Genomic DNA, 19,555 nt, shown 5'->3' on the forward strand with positions numbered 1-19,555 from the left:
CCGGCACGCGCCGCGTTACGCCTGGCGCTCGACCGCCTTGCCTTCCAGCACCGCCGACAGCCTGCGCAGATCGAGACGCGCCGCGTCCGCGCCCTGCAGCGTTTCCAGATGCGTGCCGAGCTGCTCGAGCGCCGCGACGATTTCGTCGACGCGCCGGCTTTCCTTCGCCGCGTGGTCGATCAGGCCGTGAATCGCGAGCGACATCGGGTCGTCCGCGTTCGGCGTGATCCCGTACGCGCAGAACGCGGCGCGCTCGGGCTGCGGCTTCGGTTGCGCCGGCATCACGATGCGCGCCGGATTGCCGACCGCGGTGCCGCCTGCCGGCACCGGCTTCACGACGACCGCGTTCGAACCGATCTTCGCGCCCGCGCCGACGGTGAAACCGCCGAGCACTTTCGCGCCCGCACCGACGATCACGCCGGCCTCGAGCGTCGGATGGCGCTTCGCGCCGCGCGTGAGCGACGTGCCGCCGAGCGTCACGCCCTGATAGATCGTGCAGTCGTCGCCGACGATCGCGGTTTCGCCGATCACGACACCCATCCCGTGATCGATGAACACGCGCCGGCCGATCGTCGCGCCCGGGTGGATCTCGATACCCGTCAGGAAACGCCCGGCCTGCGACGCGAAGCGTGCGAGCCAGTAGCGCTTCGCGCGCCAGCACGCATGCGCGAAGCGATGCAGCACGAGCGCGTGCAGCCCCGGATAACAGGTCAGCACTTCCCAGGCACTGCGAGCGGCGGGATCCCGCTCGCGAATCGTCGCAACGTCTTCGCGCAGTCTGGTGAACATGATCGGGTCTGGGCTGGGGAAAAGGCCGGCACGCCCGCCGGCAACGGCCGGTCGTTATCGCGCCGGGTAATTTGCTTATGATGTCCGGCGATTGTAGGGCCACTCGCCCGCGGCCGCACAGCGTCGCGCGTTCACCCCGTCAGCGGCGCGGGTATTCGCGCGGGACGCCCATCGTGGCCAGGTAACGCGGTTATGCGCGTCATGCGGTCATCCGGTGGCCGGGCACGGACCGGGCACCCCCGTCGCGGCGGCCGATGCGACACGCCGGCTGCAGGCGGAGCGCATCCGCCGAACGCATGAGCGCCCGGCCGCGGCGTACTTCGGCCGCTTACGCGTCGCCTTCGGGCGTGCCGGACTTCAGCAGGATGTGCTTCGCGATGCCGCGCAGGATGTTGACCTCCTCGCGCTCGAGGCCGGTGCGCGCGAACAGGCGCCGCAGCCGCGGCATCAGCTTCTTCGGGTTGCGCGGGTCGAGAAAATCGAGCGCGACCAGCGCATTCTCGAGGTGCGCGTACATCCGCTCGATCTCGTCGCTCTGCGCGAGCGTGCCGACCTCGGGCTGCGCGTCGCGCGGCGACTCGCTCCCCTGCTCCAGGAACGCGACACGCAGTTCATACGCGAGCACCTGCACGGCCTGCGCGAGGTTCAGCGAACTGTAGGCCGGATTCGCCGGGATATGCGCGAGCGCGCTGCACTGCTCGACGTGCTCGTTCGCGAGGCCCGTGCGTTCGTTGCCGAACACGAGCGCGATGTCGCCGGTGCCGACCTGCGTGTGCGCCTGTTCGGCGGCCGCGCGCGGCGCAAGGCGCGGCGGTCCGTATTCGCGCGTGCGCGCGGTCAGCGCGATCGACCAGTGGACGCCGGACAGCGCGTCGCCGAGCGTGGGCACGACGTGCGCGGACGCGAGGACGTCGTCCGCGCCGCTCGCCATCGCGATCGCCTCGGGGTCGCTCTGCACGTGCGGCACGCGCGGCGCGACCAGGACGAGCCTGGAGAAACCCATCGTTTTCAGCGCGCGGGCGGCCGCCCCGACATTGCCGGGATGGCTCGGCTCGACGAGCACGAAACGGGTGGAAGTGAAGCCGCCGGACAGCGGCGGGGACGAAGCCGCGCCCGATTCGGACGGCACGGCGGGGTTCTGCGGGGTTTCCACTACATACGACTCGGTTCGTCAGAATGGCAGTATGGTATCGCCATCGCCCCGGCAAACCCACTCGTCCGGACGGCCAGTGGGGTTTCCCCGCATCCCGGTCACCTGAAACTCCCGAAAATCGGCTAAAATCATGCGTTTACGCGCCGCGCCCCGTGCGACGCGGGTCGTACCCTGCTCTTTGTCAATTCGCGTCTCATCTCGCCCGGCACGTTTTGCGCCGTTCCGGGCGGTGTGTTCCACTTCGTGGCGGCCCGTGCCGCCGGCTACAGGATCCAGGCTCATGCATCCCATGCTCAACATCGCTGTCAAGGCTGCGCGCCGCGCCGGACAGATCATCAACCGTGCCTCCCTCGACCTCGACCTGATCGAGATCCGCAAGAAGCAGCAGAACGACTTCGTCACCGAAGTGGACAAGGCCGCCGAAGAGGCGATCATCGAGACGCTGAAGACCGCCTACCCCGACCACGCGATCCTCGCGGAAGAATCGGGCGAATCGGAGAACGAATCCGAATTCAAGTGGATCATCGATCCGCTCGACGGCACGACCAACTTCATCCACGGCTTCCCTTATTACTGCGTATCGATTGCGCTCGAGCACAAGGGCGTCGTCACGCAGGCCGTCGTCTACGATCCGAACAAGAACGACCTGTTCACGGCCACCCGCGGCCGCGGCGCGTACCTGAACGACCGCCGCATCCGCGTCGGCCGCCGCGACCGCCTGGCGGACGCGCTGGTCGGCACGGGCTTCCCGTTCCGCGAGAAGGACGGCCTCGACGCCTACGCGCGCCTGTTCACCGAAATGACGCAGGCCTGCACGGGGCTGCGCCGCCCGGGCGCGGCCGCACTCGATCTCGCGAACGTCGCGGCCGGCCGTCTCGACGCGTTCTTCGAGCAAGGCATCAACGTGTGGGACATGGCGGCGGGCAGCCTGCTGATCACCGAAGCCGGCGGCCTCGTCGGCAACTACACGGGCGACGCCGATTTCCTGCATCGTCATGAGATCGTCGCGGCGAATCCGAAGATCTACGCGCAGATGATCCCGATCCTGAACCGCTACAGCTACATGCATCCGGCAGCGGAGTAAATCCGCGCCGCGCCCGCGCCCGTCTCAACACCGCCACGACTTCGTGGCGACCGTATCCGAATATTCATGTTACGGCTAAGCGAACTTAAACTCCCGCTCGACCACCCCGAGAGCGCCCTCGAAGCCGCGATTCGCGCGCGCCTCGCGGAGCTTGGCGTGGCGGCAGACGGGCTCCTCCGTTACACGGTGTTCCGCCGTGCGCACGATGCGCGCAAGCGCTCCGACATCAAGCTCACGTACATCGTCGATGTCGAGGTCAAGGACGAAGCGGCCGTGCTTCCGCGACTCGCCGGCACGCCGCATTGCGGCGTGACGCCCGACATGGCGTACCACTTCGTCACGAAGGCGCCCGAGCACGGCAACTTCCTGCGCCCGGTCGTCATCGGCATGGGGCCGTGCGGCCTGTTTGCGGGGCTGATCCTCGCGCAGATGGGTTTCCGCCCCATCATCCTCGAACGCGGCAAGGCCGTGCGCGAGCGCACCAAGGACACCTTCGGCCTGTGGCGCAAGAGCGTCCTCAATCCCGAGTCCAACGTGCAGTTCGGCGAAGGCGGGGCCGGGACGTTTTCCGACGGCAAGCTGTACAGCCAGATCAAGGATCCCCATCACTACGGCCGCAAGGTGCTCGACGAATTCGTCAAGGCCGGCGCGCCGGAGGACATCCTCTATCTGAGCCGGCCGCACATCGGCACGTTCCGCCTCGTCAGCATGGTGGAAAAGATGCGCGCGACCATCCACGAACTGGGCGGTGAAGTGCGCTTCGAAACCCGGGTCGAGGACATCGAGATCGATCAGGGCAAGGTGCGCTCGCTGACGCTGTCGAACGGCGAAACGCTCCGGTGCGATCACGTGGTGCTGGCCGTGGGCCACAGCGCACGCGACACGTTCCAGATGCTGCACGATCGCGGTGTGTATGTCGAAGCGAAGCCGTTCTCGCTGGGTTTCCGGATCGAACATCCGCAGGGGCTGATCGATCGCAGCCGCTTCGGCAAGTTCGCGGGCCACAAGCAGCTCGGCGCGGCCGACTACAAGGTGGTTCATCACTGCAGCAACGGACGCGCGGTCTACAGCTTCTGCATGTGCCCCGGCGGCACGGTGGTCGCGGCGACCTCCGAGCCGGGCCGCGTGGTCACCAACGGCATGAGCCAGTATTCGCGCGCCGAGCGCAACGCGAACGCGGGCATCGTCGTCGGCATCACGCCGGAGGACTATCCGGGCGGCCCGCTCGCGGGCATCGCGTTCCAGCGCAAGTGGGAAGAACGCGCGTTCGAACTCGGCGGCGGCGATTACAGCGCGCCGGGCCAGCTGGTCGGCGATTTCATCGCAGGACGGCCGTCGACGTCGCTCGGTTCCGTGGTGCCGTCGTACAAGCCGGGCGTGCGCCCGACCGACCTCAGCACCGCGCTGCCCGACTACGTGATCGAAGCCATTCGTGAAGCGCTGCCGCAGATCGACAAGAAGATCGCCGGCTTCGCGATGCACGACGCGGTGCTCACCGGCGTGGAAACGCGCACGTCGTCGCCGATCCGGATCCGGCGCAAGGACAATTACCAGAGCGTGAACGTCGAAGGGTTGTATCCGGCCGGTGAAGGCGCCGGGTATGCCGGCGGCATCTATTCGGCAGCCATCGACGGTATCGAGGTCGCGCAGGCGGTGGCGCTCGATCTGATGTCGGCGCACGCGTCCTGATATTGCCCGTCAGGCCCGGCGCACGAAGGTCCGTGCGCCGGGTGATCCAGCAGTATCTGCGCCCTGCCTGACAAGGTTCGCCACGCGAAGCTACCCCCTCTTTGCGATGCGCCGCGGCCATTAGTGGTCAATGTGCCGAACACGGCCGATGCCAGGCCAAATTTCGCTTTGGTATACTCCGCGGCCGAATTCTCCACGTTTCCACGAATCCATGACCGCCGCACAGTCGGACAACGTGTCATCTGATTTCATGCCGGCCGACCTCAGGCAAAGCGTGGTCACGCAGACGCTGCCGCACGCCCAGGTCGGCATCAGCCGACTGCAGACATCTCGTAGAAATATTGGCCGAACCGCGCCATACGAACTTGAAGACGCCGATCTCATCGTGTTGCAATTGCGCGCGTTCGGCGAACAGGAATTGTGGCTTGACGGACGTGTTGCTTGTTTCGTCCCCTATGACGCAGGGACCGTCACGATTCACGACCTCGATCGCAGCTGGGTTTCCGACCTGAAGGGGGCGTTCGACTGCATCCATTTTCACCTCCCGCGCCGAACGCTGGAGGAGACAGTCGATGAAATCGGTGGCAGGCAGCGGCCCCAGCTTTACTTGCCGCCGCATTTGAGTGCGACGGATCCGGTCATCCATCGCCTGGGCCAAGCCCTGCTCCCCGCCCTGGCGCGGCCCGAGCACGCATCCCAGCTGTTCGTCGACCACGTCGCGCTCGCCTTCCAGACGCATGTCGCGCGTCTGTACGGCGGCATCGGCGAGCGGCGGGAGAAGTCGACCGGCAAACTCACGGCGTGGCAGGAGCGCGTGGCGAAAGGCTTTCTGCTCGAACACCTTACCGGCAACATCTCGATCGCCGATGTGGCGAAAGCGTGCGGCCTGTCTCGTGGCCACTTCGTCAAGGCCTTTCATCAGACCACCGGGTTACCGCCCCATCGCTGGCTGATCAATCAGCGCATCGAACGCGCAATGATGTACATGCGCACATCGTCGATGCCGCTGCAAATGATCTCGGATGCATGCGGCTTCGCCGACCAGAGCCACTTCACGAGAACATTCACGCGCGTGACCGGTATTACGCCGCGTCGTTGGCGCATGGACAACGTTTGAGGAGGGTGGCCGACGCGGCTCTTGCGAGTCACATGAGCATCCGACCGACGGCCGCACCTGCAAAGTGACGGCAGTCAGCTGCACCGCACGAGATCGAATGACCGATATCGGCCATCAATCCGGTCGGTGCATGGACGACCGACGTCCCGCTTACGGTCAACGGCCCCGTATTGAGATGATCCACAATCTCGATGCCGACGCCGAGAAGCGGAAATTGCCTGCGCGGAACTACCCCCCTCGTCGCCGGCAACTAGCCGAACGGCGAACTTCGCGCGTGCACATGGAAGCGACTGGTAAACTCGGGCAACCAAAGCAACAACTTCCTGCCTGACCTATGACCACGCTGTCGCCCGAAGCCTTCGCCGGCCATACTCCGATGATGCAGCAGTACCTGCGCATCAAGGCTGATCACCCCGACACGCTCGTCTTCTACCGGATGGGCGACTTCTACGAGCTGTTCTTCGAGGATGCGGAGAAAGCCGCGCGCCTGCTCGACCTGACCCTCACGCAACGCGGCGCCTCGGCCGGGACGCCGATCAAGATGGCCGGCGTCCCGCATCACGCGGTCGAACAGTATCTGGCGAAGCTCGTGAAGATGGGCGAATCGGTCGCAATCTGCGAGCAGATCGGCGACCCCGCCACGTCGAAGGGGCCAGTCGAGCGCAAGGTCGTGCGCGTCGTCACGCCCGGCACGCTGACCGACGCGGCACTGCTGTCCGACAAGAACGACGTCTACCTGCTCGCGATGTGCACGGGCCACAACAAGCGCGGCGTCGCGGTCAACATCGGCCTCGCGTGGCTGAACCTCGCGAGCGGCGCACTGCGGCTCGCCGAGATCGAACCCGACCAGCTCGGCGCCGCGCTCGAACGCATCCGGCCAGCCGAAATCCTGACGGCGGACGGCGCGACCGACGCCGTGCCCGCGGGCGCCGGCGCGATCAAACGCGTGCCGGCATGGCACTTCGATATCGCATCGGGCACGCAGCGCCTGTGCGACCAGCTCGACGTCGCGGGCCTCGACGGCTTCGGCGCGCATTCGCTGACGAGCGCATGCGGAGCCGCCGGCGCACTGCTGCTGTACGCGGCCGCCACACAGGGTCAGCAATTGCGTCACGTGCGCAGCCTGAAGGTCGAGAACGAAACCGAATACATCGGGCTCGATCCGGCGACGCGCCGCAACCTCGAGTTGACCGAAACGCTGCGCGGCACCGAATCGCCGACGCTGTACTCGCTGCTGGACACCTGCTGCACGACGATGGGCAGCCGCCTGCTGCGTCACTGGCTGCATCATCCGCCGCGCGCGTCGGTCGCCGCGCAATCGCGCCAGCAAGCGATCGGCGCACTGCTCGACGCACCGGCGAACGCGAGCCTCGACGCACTGCGCAGCGCGCTGCGCCAGATCGCCGACGTCGAACGGATCACCGGGCGGCTCGCGCTGCTGTCCGCGCGGCCGCGCGACCTGTCGAGCCTGCGCGACACGTTCGCCGCGCTGCCCGCGCTGCGCGAGCGCATCAGCGCGATCGTCGCGAACGCGGATGCGCTTGCCCGCGTCGACGCGGCGCTCGCGCCGCCCGCCGAATGCCTCGACCTGCTGACCAGCGCGATCGCCCCCGAGCCGGCCGCGATGGTGCGCGACGGCGGCGTGATCGCGCGCGGCTACGACGCGGAGCTCGACGAACTGCGCGACATCTCCGAGAACTGCGGGCAGTTCCTGATCGATCTCGAGGCGCGCGAGCGCACCCGCACGGGCATCGCGAACCTTCGCGTCGAATACAACAAGGTGCACGGCTTCTACATCGAGGTCACGCGCGGCCAGACTGACAAGGTGCCCGACGACTATCGCCGCCGCCAGACGCTGAAGAACGCCGAGCGCTACATCACACCCGAACTGAAGACCTTCGAGGACAAGGCGCTGTCCGCGCAGGAACGCGCGCTGGCCCGCGAGCGCGCGCTGTACGACGGCGTGCTGCAGGCGCTGCTGCCGTTCATTCCGGAGTGCCAGCGCGTCGCGTCGGCGCTCGCGGAGCTCGACGTGCTCGCCGCGTTCGCCGAGCGCGCCCGCACGCTCGACTGGGTCGCGCCTGCCTTCACCGACGAAATCGGCATCGAGATCGAACAGGGTCGCCACCCGGTCGTGGAAGCGCAGGTCGAGCAGTTCATCGCGAACGACTGCCGGTTCGGCGCCGAGCGCAAGCTGCTGCTGATCACCGGCCCGAACATGGGCGGTAAGTCGACCTTCATGCGGCAGACGGCGCTGATTGCGCTGATGGCGTACGTCGGCAGCTACGTGCCCGCGAAATCGGCCTGCTTCGGCCCGATCGACCGGATCTTCACACGGATCGGCGCGGCCGACGATCTCGCCGGCGGACGCTCCACCTTCATGGTCGAGATGACCGAAGCCGCGGCGATCCTGAACGACGCGACACCGCAGAGCCTCGTGCTGATGGACGAAATCGGCCGCGGCACGTCGACGTTCGACGGCCTCGCGCTCGCATGGGCCATCGCGCGTCACCTGCTCGCGCAAAACGGCTGCTACACGCTGTTCGCGACGCACTACTTCGAGCTGACGCAGCTGCCGGCCGAATTCCCGCAAGCGGCCAACGTCCATCTGTCGGCCGTCGAGCACGGCCACGGCATCGTGTTCCTGCACGCGGTCAACGAAGGCCCGGCGAACCAGAGCTACGGGCTGCAGGTCGCGCAACTCGCGGGCGTACCGGCGCCGGTGATCCGCGCCGCGCGCAAGCATCTCGCGTATCTCGAACAGCAGTCGGCCGCCCAGCACACGCCGCAGCTCGACCTGTTCAGCGCGCCGCCCGCCGCGGCCGAGGAGCTCGCGTGCGCGGATGCGCCGGCGCCGGCCGACGCCCCGCATCCGGCACTCGAAAAGCTGCGCGACATCGATCCCGACGACCTCAAGCCGCGCGAGGCGCTCGACCTGCTGTACGAACTGCGCACGCTCGTCCGCTCGCACGATGTCGACGGGCACGCGTAAACGCCTCCCGTCGGGCCGGCCGGCCCGCGCCGCCGCAGCCGCACTGATCGCGGCGACGCTCGCGCTCGTGCAGGTGAGCACGCTCGCGGCGCCGCCCAAGCGTGCCGCCGCCCCCTACTCGTTCGCGATCGTGTCGGGCGTCATCAACGCGCCGGCCGACGAGCCGGCCGCGCAGCGGCTGTTCGAATCGATCGCGCGCGAGCGCAATCTGGCCTTCGTCGTCTATGCGGGCGACCTCAAGGGTGCGAAGGAAGCGTGCCGCGACACGCTGTACACGCAGCGCGGCGCGATCCTGGACGCATCGCGCGTGCCGCTCGTGTTCATTCCCGGCCACGACGACTGGGCAACGTGCAACACGGCGGCCGGCGGCAGCTACGATCCGGTCGAACGCCTGGACTTCCTGCGCCAGACGCTGCTGGCGGACGCCGCGCTGCCCGACGCCGGCGCGCTGCAGATCACCCGCGAAAGTGAAGTCGCGCGGTTCCGGCCGTATCGCGAAAACGCGCGCTGGATGCATGACGACGTCGTCTACGTCGCGCTGAACGCACCGGCGCCGAACAACCACTATCTGACGGCCGGCGGCCGCAACGGCGAATTCGAGGACCGCATCGTCGCGAACGGCTTCTGGATCGACCACGCGGCCGAATACGCGAAGCGGCGCGAAGCGCGCGCCATGGTGGTGATGTTCGAAGGCGATCCGCAGTTCGATCGCTACGAGCGGACCGAACGCTTTGCGTGGTTGCGTTTCAACCGGCCGCGCGTGCGCGACGGCTTCCGTGAACTGAAACGAACGCTGGTGAAGGCGGCGGCGACATTCCGCGGCCCGATTCTGGTGATGCACGCGAGCAGCGAGCCGCTTGCGAATGGTTTCCTGATCGATCGCCCGCTGCATGCGGACGACGGTGTGCTGGTGGGAAATGTGACGCGTGTCGCGATCGGACCGCGTCAGCCGGCGAATCAGTGGGTGAAGGTCAACGTGTCGCCGGCACGGCAGACGATCTTCAACGTGAGCCTGCAGGACGTGCCGAAGAATCTGCCAACCCCGCCCGCGCTGCCGGTCGTGCCGCGCGACGAGGTCCCGCTGCCGCAGATGCCGGAGATCCCGGCCTTGCCGGCCCTGCCCGACTCGTCGTCGGTCGCGCCGCCGCTGCAGGGCGACGGCACGACGCCGGGCGGCGCCTCGTGGCCCGCGCCGCCCCCTGCCTCGGGGCCGGCGCCCGGCCTGCCCGCCAGTTCAGTGCAGGGTGCGCCCTGACGGTGCGTCGCCGTCCTCGTCTTCGTCCTCGTCGACGATTTCGAGGCCTTCCGCGCCGTGCGCGTGCTCATGCTCGATCTCGTCCTCGGTCGCTTCGCGAACGTCCTTGACCGTGAGCGCGAAACGCAGCGCCATGCCCGCGAGCGGGTGGTTGCCGTCGAGCACGACCTTGTCTTCGGCGATGTCGGTGACCGTGTAGATCAGCGAATCCACTTCCTCGTCGCCGTCTTCCGGCGTGCCTTCGAACTGCATGCCCACTTCGATCGGCTCGGGAAAACGATCGCGCGGCTCGATCTTCACGAGTTCGGGATCGTAGTCGCCGAACGCGTCCTGCGGCTCGAGCTGAACCTGCGCCTGGTAACCGGGCTCCTGGCCGTCGAGCTGTTCCTCGATCTTGGGGAACGTGCCATCATAGCCGCCGTGCAGATAAACCATCGGCTCGTCGCTTTCCTCGATCAGATTGCCTTGCGCATCCGACAGCTTGTAAGCGACCGACACGACGGTGTTTTTTGCGATTTTCATCCAATTCTCCCAAATACAAGTCTCATTATACGATGCGCAACCGGTCTCAAGCCGAACCGCGGGATGCCGCTGACGCCCCGCTCGGCGCGCCGCCTTCCGATCTTCCCACGCCGCTGCTCGGCGGCCTCTCGCCGGCGCAATTCATGCGCCGCTACTGGCAGAAAAAGCCGCTGCTGATCCGCCAGGCGATCCCCGGCGTGAAGCCGCCGGTCACGCGCGACGCATTGTTCGAGCTGGCAGCCGACTATGACGCCGAATCGCGGCTGATCACCCATTTTCGTAACAAGTGGCAACTTGCGCACGGCCCGTTCGAGCCGGGCGCGCTGCCGGCCATCTCGCGCAAATCCTGGTCCCTGCTCGTGCAGGGGCTCGACCTGCACGTCGACGCGGCGCGCGCGCTGCTCGACCGCTTCCGCTTCATCCCGGACGCGCGTCTCGACGACCTGATGATTTCGTACGCGACGGACGGCGGCGGCGTCGGCCCGCACTTCGACTCGTACGACGTATTCCTGCTGCAGGTCGAAGGCCGGCGCCGCTGGCGCATCGGTGCGCAGAAGGACCTGTCGCTGCAGCCGGACGTGCCGCTGAAGATCCTCGAGCATTTCGAGCCGAGCGACGAATGGGTGCTCGAGCCGGGCGACATGCTGTACCTGCCGCCGCACATCGCGCACGACGGCGTAGCGGAGGGCGAATGCATGACCTGCTCGATCGGCTTTCGGGCGCCGTCCGCCGGGGAGCTGGGCGCGCAATTCCTGTACTACCTCGCGGAACGCGGCGGCCTGCGCGACGAGCGCGGCGACGCGCTCTACCGCGACCCCAAGCAGCCGGCCGTCGACACCCCCGCGCAACTGCCGCCGGCGATGGTCGAGCGCGTCGCCGAGATCGTCGAGGCAATCCGCTGGCGCAAGCGCGACGTCGCCGAATTCCTCGGCTGCTACCTGAGCGAGCCCAAATCGAACGTCGTATTCGAGCCGCCGGCGCGGCCGCTGTCCGAGGCCGCGTTCGTCGCGCAGGCATCGCGCCGGGGCGTGCATCTCGACAGACGCGCCGCATTGATGTATAACGCGCGATCGTACTTCATTAATGGCGAGGAACAACCGCTCGAGCAAGCCGGCGAATGGCTGCCCGAACTGGCCAATCTCCGCCACATGGAGGCGAAACGGTTTGTAACACTATCCCGGGCTCCCTCGATGACAGCCTTGCTGCACGAATGGTATTGTGCGGGCTGGCTGCGGGTCGGATACCGGATTTAGTGGGCCGCCCCGTATGCCCGTGCAGATCAAATTCTGTATGGGAAAGACAACGTATTGACCCCGCATTTGTCGACGGTCGATAGGAAAGTGCATATAATTTCCGCCCAAGCCGTAGGGAAGATTCACGCTCTAGAAGTGCGTCTCCACCAGCGGCCCAGGTCGGTGTTGGAGCACATTACCGGTATTGTTTCGCGCTGTTGCTTACCTTTAACCATAAAAGGACGTGATCATGAAGAAATCCCTCCTCGTAGCTTCCCTGTTGGCTGCTGTTGCACTGGCTGCTTGCAACAAGAGCGCTGATCAAGCTGCTTCGTCGGCTGCTAGCGACGCATCGGCTGCTGCTTCGTCGGCTGCTTCGGCAGTTGCTGGTGCTGCGAGCGACGCTTCGGCTGCTGCTTCGTCGGCAACGGCTGCTGCGAGCGACGCAGCTGCTGCTGTGGCGTCGGCTGCTTCGGCAGCGACGGCTGCTCCGGCTTCGGGCGCAAGCCAGTAAGCCTCAGCATCAGCTGAAAAAAAACCGGCCCTTCGGGCCGGTTTTTTTACGTCTGTCGGTTTCGCGCATCGCACCCGGCAGGCAAGCAGGCCAAGCCGCCGCCCGCCCCTTCCCGCGCCGCTCTGCGCCCGCTCAACCGAGCGTCAGCCAGTCGAAGCCCGCGTCCTGCGTGGCCACGACCACGTCCTCCCCGTCCGTTCCCAGCACGCCGGCAAACGCCTGGCGGGCCAGCTCGGGCCGGTTGTTCTGCTGGCTCAGGTGCGCCGCGACCAGATGCTGGAGGCGACTGCGTTCGAGCGATGCGAGGATGCCGGCGGCGGCGTCGTTGCTCAGGTGACCATGATTGCCGCCGATCCGCGCCTTCAGCGACTGCGGATAGCGGCTCCCGGCGAGCATCGCGGTATCGTGGTTGGATTCGAGCACCAGCGCGTCACAGCCGCTCAGGACGGTCGTGATGTGCGGCGTGGCCATGCCGACGTCGGTCAGCACGCCGAGCCGGCGACAGCCATCCATGAAGACGAACTGGAGCGGTTCCCGCGCGTCGTGGGGCACCGTATAGGGCATCACGGCCAGATCGCGTATCGCGGCCGTCTCGTCGCCCCACAACACGTGGAGATCGACATCGGCCTCGTCCGCGCCTACTGCGCGCGCCGTGCCCCAGCTCATGTAGAGCGGCAGCGACCCGCGCCGCGCGAGCGTCAGCGCGCTGCCGACGTGGTCGCTGTGTTCGTGGGTGATGAGGATCGCATCGAGATCGTCGATGCCGAGATTCAGGCGGCCGAGGCGGCGCTCGACCTCCTTCGCAGAAAAACCGCAGTCGAGCAGCACGCGGGTGGTCGTCGTGCCGCTCGACACCTCGACGACCAGCGCGTTGCCTTCGCTGCCGCTACCAAGGCTGGCGAAGCGCACGCGGTCAGTTCAGCTGGGCCTGCAGCAGCGAAATGAGCCGCTGCGCATCCGACGAGTTGTCGACCTGGCCGTTCGCGTCGACCACCGCGACCTGCGTGCCGCCATTGCCCTGCGCGCGCACGTTGACCAGGTATTCCTTGCCCGGCTTGGCCGCCGACGGGCCGCCGTAGAACAGCTTGCCGAACAGCCCGTCGCGCTTCAGCTCTTCCATCGTGTTCGCGTAGCGGACGGTGTACAGGCCCTTCTCGCGGTCGCGATTGTCGACCGCGAAGTTGGTACGGTCGAGCGCGAGACCGACGCGCAGCCACGCGCGGTCGAACGATTCCGCCAGCTGCAGCGTCGCGGCGCCGCCGCTCGTGTCAGCGACCTTCGCCGGCGCCGTCGCGGGACGTGCATCGGTCAGCAGCTGCTTCGCCTGCGCGTCGCTCAGGCCGAACTTCTGCATCAGCTTCGACAGGAACACGGCCTCGAGCACCGGGTTGCGCGGACGCTCTTCCCAGCGCGACGACGTGCCGCCCTGCGGACCGACCATCATTTCTTCCATCGCGCTGTGCGTGATCGAGATGTCGGTGTTGCCGTCCGGCGTGCGGTTCACGAGCGTGCGGAAACGGTCGCGCGTGCCCGACGAATACGCGAAGTCGATGACCTTGCCGATCGTGCGGCGGAACCAGTCGTCAGGAATGTTCGCGCGGTTCTCGGCCCAGTCGGTGGCCATGATGCCGGTCGACGGCGCGTCGGTCTTCAGCGAGAAGCCGTTTTCCTGCCAGAACTCCTTCAGGATCGGCCACAGCTGCTCGGGCGTGCGCCCGTCCACGACGAGCCAGCGGCGATCGCCGTCGCGCTCGATATGCATGCCGAGCGGATCCTGCGCGCTCGGGACACCGTCGGTCGCGTTGCCGGAGGCCGTGGTCGCCCGCGGCGGCAGCGTGCCGAGACCGGCATTGCTCGGCGGCGCGACGAACTGCTGGGTCGTCGGCACCGGCTTCAGGTCGCTCGGCACCGCGAGCGGCGGCGCCGAACCCGTGTTCTTGTAGTTGACCCGGTCAGGAGCCAGATAATCGTTCAGCGTATCGCAGCCGGCGAGCGCGCCCAGCGCCAGCGCCACCACCGAAACCTGGATGGCGCGAGAGGAAAAGGCGAAACGTTTCATGAAATCCTTCGTCTTGCTAGAACGCTCGTCAGGAGCGGCGCCGGACGGAGCCGGCCGGTGCGGGTTGATGAGGGGTCGAGCCGGCGGCCGCAGGACGCGGCCGCCTGAGCCTCAGGCGAGGACGCCGGCCTCGACGAGGGCCGAACGTACGACATCGTGGCAGCGCTCGTCGAGCGGCGTAAGCGGCAGGCGGATGCCGCCCTGCATCTTGCCCATCGCCTGCAGCGCCCACTTCACCGGAATCGGGTTTGCCTCGATGAACAGGTTCTTGTGCAGCGACAGCAGCTTCATGTGCAGCTCGCGCGCCGTTGCGACGTCGCCAGCCAGCGCCGCACGGCACAGGTCGCTCATCGCGCGCGGCGCGACGTTCGCCGTCACCGAGATGTTGCCGTGGCCGCCGAGCAGCATCAGCGCGATCGCGGTCGGATCGTCGCCGCTGTAGATCGCGAAATGCTTCGGCGCGGCCTTGATCAGGTGCGCGGCGCGATCGATGTTGCCGGTCGCTTCCTTCACGCCGATGATGCCCGGCACCTGCGCGAGGCGCAGCGTCGTCTCGTGCGCCATGTCCGCGACGGTGCGGCCCGGCACGTTGTACAGGATCACCGGCAGGTCGACCGCTTCGGCGATCGCCTTGAAGTGCCGGTACATCCCTTCCTGCGTGGGCTTGTTGTAGTACGGCACGACCTGCAGCGTCGCGTCGGCGCCGACGGCCTTCGCGTGCTTCGTCAGTTCGATCGCCTCGGCGGTCGAATTGCCGCCTGCGCCCGCGATGATCGGGATGCGCTTCGCCGCATGCTCGACCGCCGTGCGGATCATCAGGATGTGCTCTTCGACGTTGAGCGTTGCCGACTCGCCGCTCGTGCCGACCACGACGAGTGCGTCGGTGCCTTCCGCGATGTGCCAGTCGATCAGTTTGCGAAACGCCGGCAGGTCGAGACTGCCGTCTTCGAGCATCGGGGTGACGATCGCGGGGATGCTGCCGCGGATTTGAATGCCGTCTTGGGTGCCGTTAGCCATGAAACGCGATTGATTGATGTACCGGTAAACGTTGAGATTGTAGCGGATTAGCCGGGCAGTTCGTAACGTGGAATTCCCGCCCCCGCCGTCGGGGTCGCGCCCTCGCGTACCGCGCAGATGCGCTGCACGAACGCCTCGCGCGGCGCGGCGACGAATCCGTCCTCGTACGCGACCACCCGCAGGCGGCCGCGCACCGCGTCCAGCAGCTCGCCCGGGGCGAGCAGGAACGCGGGATTGGACGGTTTGCCGACCGTTTCGTTTCCTTGCGCGAAGGTTTCGTAGATCAGCACGCCGCCCGGCGCCACCGCATCAAGCAGATGGGGCCAGAGCGGACGATGCAAATAATGGGTGACGATCACCGCCGCGAACGACGCGCCGGCCGGCAGCGGCCAGGGCGCGCCCTCGAGATCGGCGTCGCGCGCGTCGACGCCGGGAATCGCGCGCAATGCGGCCAGCGCGGCCGGATCGCGGTCGAGCGCGACGACCGGATGCCCGTGCGACGCAAACCAGCGCGCATGGCGGCCGCCGCCCGCGGCGACATCGAGCACCGCGCCGCCCGCCGGGACGAGCCGCGACCACCGGCTGACCCAGCGCGACGGCTCGGTCTGGGCGACGTGGCCGCCCGCGGCGGCAATGACGGGTTCGCGCATGCCGTCAGGTCAGGTGTACGACAGGCCCATCGCCTCGCGCACGTCGCGCATCGTCTCGACCGCGTGCTTGCGCGCCTTGTCGCAGCCGTCCGCGACGATCGCGCGCAGCAGCGACGGATCGTCCATGTACTTCTGTGCGCGCTCGAGCATCGGCTGCTGTTCGCGCAGGATCCCTTCGACGACCGGCTGCTTGCAGTCGAGGCAGCCGATACCCGCCGAGCGGCAGCCGCTCTGCACCCACTGGTGCGTCGCTTCGTCCGTATAGACCTGATGCAGCTGCCACACCGGGCACTTGTCGGGATCACCCGGATCGGTGCGGCGCACGCGCGCCGGATCGGTCGGCATCGTGCGGACCTTCTTCGTGATCGTCTCCGCGTCCTCGCGCAGGCCGATCGTGTTGCCGTACGACTTCGACATCTTCTGGCCGTCGAGGCCCGGCATCCGCGACGCTTCGGTCAAAAGCGCCTGCGGCTCGACCAGGATGATCTTGCGCGCGCCTTCGAGATAGCCGAACAGGCGCTCGCGGTCGCTCATCGACAGGCTTTGCGACTCCTGCAGCATCGCACGCGCCTGTTCGAGCGCCTCGTCGTCGCCCTCCTGCTGGTACGCGTTGCGCAGTTCGTGATAGAGCTTCGCGCGCTTGCCGCCGAGCTTCTTCGCGGCCTCGAGCGCCTTCTCCTCGAAGCCCGGCTCGCGGCCGTACAGGTAGTTGAAGCGGCGCGCGATCTCGCGCGTCATCTCGACGTGCGGCACCTGGTCTTCACCGACCGGCACGAGCGAGCCGCGATACAGCAGGATATCGGCCGCCATCAGCACCGGGTAGCCGAGGAAGCCGTAGGTCGACAGGTCCTTGTCCTTCAGCTTCTCCATCTGCTCCTTGTAGGTCGGCACGCGTTCGAGCCAGCCGAGCGGCGTGCTCATGCCGAGCAGCAGCGCGAGCTCCGCATGCTCGGGCACCTTGCTCTGGATGAACAGCGTCGCCTGCGCCGGATCGATGCCGGACGCGAGCCAGTCGATCAGCACGTCCCACACGTTCTTCTCGATGACCTCGGGCGTTTCGTAGTGCGTCGTCAGCGCATGCCAGTCGACCACGCAGAAGAAGCACGGGTACTCGGACTGCAGCTTCACCCAGTTTTTCAGCACGCCGTGGTAGTGGCCGAGGTGCAGCGACCCGGTGGGTCGCATGCCGGAGAAAATACGATCTGGGAACATGATTGTCGTTAGAAAAGCGAGGCGAAGGGAGACAGGATGGCGCTCAGCACGCCGGCCGCGGCGTTCACGAGCGGGCGCAGCCAGAAATTCGTCAGCACGCCCGTCGTGACCAGCACGAGGACGATGATGAAACCGTACGGCTCGATGCGCGACAGCGCGATCGATTGCTTCGGCGGCAGCAGTGCCGCAAGGATACGGCCGCCGTCAAGCGGCGGCAGCGGAAACAGGTTCAGCACGCCGAGCACCAGGTTCGCGCTGACGCCCGCATAGGCCATCCGCGTGAAGAACGGCTCGTCGATGCCGGCCGCGGGCAGCACGATGGTCAGCACGCCCCAGACCAGCGCCTGCACGAAGTTGCAGGCCGGACCCGCGAGCGCAACCCACAGGCTGCCCCAGCGCGGATCGCGCAGGTTGCCGAACGATACCGGTACCGGCTTCGCATAGCCGAACAGGAAAGCGCCGCCGGTCAGGAAATACATCACGAGCGGAATCGCGATCGTGCCGAGCGGATCGATGTGGCGCATCGGGTTGAACGACACGCGCCCCATCATGTAGGCGGTGTTGTCGCCGAGCAGGCGCGCGGCATAGCCGTGCGCAGCCTCGTGCAGCGTGATCGCGAAGATCACGGGCAGCGCGTAGACGGCGATGGTCTGAATCAGGGAAGCGTCCATATCGCGTTATTGTAACAAGCGCACTCGCGCAAAAATGAATGGCGCTTACGCGGCCGACAGCCCGAACGGTTCGAGCGCGCCGCGCCCCGCGCGCACGAGCTGCGGCGCGTCGCCCGTCAGGTCGATCACCGTCGACGGCTCGCGCGGACACGCGCCGCCGTCGATCACGAGATCGACCTGCTTCTCGAGCCGCGCGCGGATGTCGTCGGGATCGTTCAGCGGCTCGTCGTCCGGCGGCAGGATCAGCGTCGTGCCGAGCAGCGGCTGGCCCAGCGACTCGAGCAGCGCGAGCGTGATCGCGTGATCGGGCACGCGCAGCCCGATCGTCTTGCGCGACGGATGCGACAGCCGGCGCGGCACTTCCTTGGTTGCCTGCAGGATGAACACGTACGGGCCCGGCGTCACCGACTTGATCTGCCGGTACTGACGGTTGTCCACCATCGCGAAGTTGGCCAGTTCCGACAGGTCGCGCACGAGCAGCGACAGGTGCTGCTTCTCGTCGAGGCCGCGGATGCGGCGCACGCGCTCGACCGCGTCCTTGTCGTCGAGGTGGCACGCGAGCGCGTAGCTCGAATCGGTCGGCATTGCGATCACGCCGCCCTTGCTGACGATGTCCGCGGCCTGCTTGATCAGGCGCGGCTGCGGATTATCCGGATGAATCCTGAAGAACTGGGACATGGGGACACGTAAAGAGGGAGAAGTCGGATGCGCGCCTCGCCGGCAGCGCGAACGGCGAACGGCAAGCGGCCGCGACGCGTCAGAGCCAGCGCTCCCAGACCGGTTTCAGGTCGGGCGGCAACGGCGGCAGGCTGCCGAGTTCGACGCGGCCCTCGCCCGGCGCATGGAAATCCGAACCGCGCGACACCTCGAAGCCGAAGCGGCGCGCGACGTCCGCGTATTCGCGGTATTGGTCGGGCGTGTGGCTGCCCGTGATGACCTCGATCGCCCGGCCGCCGAGATCGATGAATTCGCCGAAGAATGCGTCGAATTCGACCGGCGTATAGCGGTAGCGGCCCGGGTGTGCGACCACGGCCTCCCCGCCCGCCGCGCGAATCCATGCGACGGCGTCGGACAGCGTCGCCCAGCGGTGCGGAACGAACCCCGGCTTGCCGTCGCCGAGCAGGCGGTCGAACACGTCGGACGTCGATGCGGCATGGCCGTTCTCGACCAGGAAACGCGCGAAGTGGGTGCGCGAGATCAGGTCGGGATTCGACACGTACTTCAGCGCGCCTTCGTACGCGCCGGGGATGCCGAGCGTCTCGAGCTGCGCGGCGATCGCCCGCGCACGGGCCGCACGGCCGTGGCGCGTGCGGTACAGGCCGTCGACGAGCGCCGGGTTCGACGGATCGATGTGCAGCCCGACGATGTGCACGGTGCGCGACGCCCACGTGACCGAAATCTCGACGCCGCTCAGGTAGCGCATGCCGAGCGCTTCCGCCTCGCTGCGCGCCGCCGCCTGGCCGCCGATCTCGTCGTGGTCGGTCAGCGCCCACAGGGTCACGCCGCCGGCATGGGCGCGGCGCGCGACGTCGGCAGGCGACAGCAACCCGTCGGAAACATTCGAATGGCAGTGGAGATCAGCGTTCATTGTCGGTATGG

20 protein-coding genes are annotated in these 19,555 nt (G+C 67.3%); 7 read left to right on the top strand and 13 right to left on the bottom strand.

What is annotated here, in order from left to right:
• Positions 1-15: 15 nt before the first annotated feature.
• The 3 genes from cysE to DIE12_RS23355 form a co-directional block, all read right to left on the bottom strand.
• Entirely contained in the window at positions 16-789 is a 774-nt protein-coding gene (gene cysE, locus DIE12_RS23345) for a serine O-acetyltransferase (RefSeq protein ID WP_044847978.1), read from the bottom strand.
• Between the two features lie 328 nt (positions 790-1,117).
• Positions 1,118-1,942, bottom strand: coding sequence for an RNA methyltransferase (locus DIE12_RS23350; RefSeq protein WP_124522115.1), 825 nt, complete (start codon positions 1,940-1,942; stop codon positions 1,118-1,120).
• A gap of 18 nt (positions 1,943-1,960) precedes the next feature.
• Positions 1,961-2,224: a hypothetical protein gene (locus DIE12_RS23355; protein ID WP_124522117.1), complete on the bottom strand. Its 264-nt coding sequence runs from the start codon at positions 2,222-2,224 to the stop codon at positions 1,961-1,963.
• On the opposite strand from DIE12_RS23355, the gene DIE12_RS23360 reads away from it, so the two are divergent.
• The 5 genes from DIE12_RS23360 to DIE12_RS23380 all read left to right on the top strand — a co-directional run bounded on the left by DIE12_RS23360 (position 2,223) and on the right by DIE12_RS23380 (position 10,079).
• Entirely contained in the window at positions 2,223-3,026 is an 804-nt protein-coding gene (locus DIE12_RS23360) for an inositol monophosphatase family protein (protein ID WP_044847980.1), read from the top strand. The two genes, DIE12_RS23355 and DIE12_RS23360, sit on opposite strands and share 2 nt — an antisense overlap.
• A gap of 66 nt (positions 3,027-3,092) precedes the next feature.
• On the top strand, positions 3,093-4,715 hold the full coding sequence (locus DIE12_RS23365; RefSeq protein ID WP_124522119.1) for an NAD(P)/FAD-dependent oxidoreductase: 1,623 nt from the start codon (positions 3,093-3,095) through the stop codon (positions 4,713-4,715).
• A 211-nt stretch (positions 4,716-4,926) separates the two neighbouring features.
• Positions 4,927-5,832 carry an AraC family transcriptional regulator gene (locus DIE12_RS23370; protein ID WP_124522121.1) on the top strand — a complete coding sequence of 302 codons (906 nt, stop codon included), beginning with the start codon at positions 4,927-4,929 and terminating at the stop codon, positions 5,830-5,832.
• Positions 5,833-6,166: 334 nt separating this feature from the next.
• Entirely contained in the window at positions 6,167-8,824 is a 2,658-nt protein-coding gene (gene mutS / locus DIE12_RS23375; protein WP_124522123.1) for a DNA mismatch repair protein MutS, read from the top strand.
• On the top strand, positions 8,805-10,079 hold the full coding sequence (locus tag DIE12_RS23380; RefSeq protein ID WP_124522125.1) for a hypothetical protein: 1,275 nt from the start codon (positions 8,805-8,807) through the stop codon (positions 10,077-10,079). The genes mutS and DIE12_RS23380 overlap by 20 nt, the downstream gene beginning before the upstream one ends.
• Here the strand turns inward: DIE12_RS23380 and DIE12_RS23385 are convergent.
• Complete coding sequence (locus DIE12_RS23385; protein ID WP_044847987.1) at positions 10,059-10,601, bottom strand: peptidylprolyl isomerase; 543 nt, start codon at positions 10,599-10,601, stop codon at positions 10,059-10,061. The two genes, DIE12_RS23380 and DIE12_RS23385, sit on opposite strands and share 21 nt — an antisense overlap.
• 32 nt (positions 10,602-10,633) lie before the next feature.
• On the opposite strand from DIE12_RS23385, the gene DIE12_RS23390 reads away from it, so the two are divergent.
• Both DIE12_RS23390 and DIE12_RS39095 read left to right on the top strand, forming a co-directional pair.
• Positions 10,634-11,854 carry a cupin domain-containing protein gene (locus tag DIE12_RS23390; protein WP_124488292.1) on the top strand — a complete coding sequence of 407 codons (1,221 nt, stop codon included), beginning with the start codon at positions 10,634-10,636 and terminating at the stop codon, positions 11,852-11,854.
• A 54-nt stretch (positions 11,855-11,908) separates the two neighbouring features.
• A complete protein-coding gene (locus DIE12_RS39095) occupies positions 11,909-12,154 on the top strand; it encodes a hypothetical protein (RefSeq protein ID WP_011657350.1) in 246 nt (81 codons plus the stop codon).
• Positions 12,155-12,174: 20 nt separating this feature from the next.
• Here the strand turns inward: DIE12_RS39095 and DIE12_RS38175 are convergent, their stop codons facing one another.
• The 9 genes from DIE12_RS38175 to DIE12_RS23440 all read right to left on the bottom strand — a co-directional run bounded on the left by DIE12_RS38175 (position 12,175) and on the right by DIE12_RS23440 (position 19,544).
• Positions 12,175-12,357 carry a hypothetical protein gene (locus DIE12_RS38175; RefSeq protein WP_185500420.1) on the bottom strand — a complete coding sequence of 61 codons (183 nt, stop codon included), beginning with the start codon at positions 12,355-12,357 and terminating at the stop codon, positions 12,175-12,177.
• A gap of 122 nt (positions 12,358-12,479) precedes the next feature.
• Entirely contained in the window at positions 12,480-13,256 is a 777-nt protein-coding gene (locus DIE12_RS23405; RefSeq protein ID WP_124488293.1) for an MBL fold metallo-hydrolase, read from the bottom strand.
• Positions 13,257-13,260: 4 nt separating this feature from the next.
• On the bottom strand, positions 13,261-14,406 hold the full coding sequence (gene bamC, locus DIE12_RS23410) for an outer membrane protein assembly factor BamC (RefSeq protein WP_044847990.1): 1,146 nt from the start codon (positions 14,404-14,406) through the stop codon (positions 13,261-13,263).
• Positions 14,407-14,517: 111 nt separating this feature from the next.
• Positions 14,518-15,423 (bottom strand): 4-hydroxy-tetrahydrodipicolinate synthase, encoded by a 906-nt coding sequence (gene dapA / locus DIE12_RS23415; protein WP_044847991.1) that lies wholly within the window; start codon positions 15,421-15,423, stop codon positions 14,518-14,520.
• Positions 15,424-15,470: 47 nt separating this feature from the next.
• The gene (locus DIE12_RS23420) at positions 15,471-16,073 is read right to left on the bottom strand and encodes a bifunctional 2-polyprenyl-6-hydroxyphenol methylase/3-demethylubiquinol 3-O-methyltransferase UbiG (protein WP_124522129.1); all 603 of its coding nucleotides are present in this window, start codon (positions 16,071-16,073) and stop codon (positions 15,471-15,473) included.
• Positions 16,074-16,082: 9 nt separating this feature from the next.
• Positions 16,083-17,285 (bottom strand): tryptophan--tRNA ligase, encoded by a 1,203-nt coding sequence (locus DIE12_RS23425; protein ID WP_044847993.1) that lies wholly within the window; start codon positions 17,283-17,285, stop codon positions 16,083-16,085.
• Positions 17,286-17,293: 8 nt separating this feature from the next.
• Positions 17,294-17,956 (bottom strand): site-2 protease family protein, encoded by a 663-nt coding sequence (locus tag DIE12_RS23430; RefSeq protein ID WP_044847994.1) that lies wholly within the window; start codon positions 17,954-17,956, stop codon positions 17,294-17,296.
• A 45-nt stretch (positions 17,957-18,001) separates the two neighbouring features.
• Complete coding sequence (locus DIE12_RS23435) at positions 18,002-18,634, bottom strand: L-threonylcarbamoyladenylate synthase (RefSeq protein ID WP_124522131.1); 633 nt, start codon at positions 18,632-18,634, stop codon at positions 18,002-18,004.
• Between the two features lie 79 nt (positions 18,635-18,713).
• Complete coding sequence (locus tag DIE12_RS23440) at positions 18,714-19,544, bottom strand: 3',5'-nucleoside bisphosphate phosphatase (RefSeq protein WP_124488296.1); 831 nt, start codon at positions 19,542-19,544, stop codon at positions 18,714-18,716.
• Between the last annotated feature and the right edge of the window lie 11 nt (positions 19,545-19,555).

It is taken from the genome of Burkholderia sp. Bp9015, from assembly GCF_003853505.1.
In the GTDB taxonomy this organism is placed as follows: domain Bacteria; phylum Pseudomonadota; class Gammaproteobacteria; order Burkholderiales; family Burkholderiaceae; genus Burkholderia.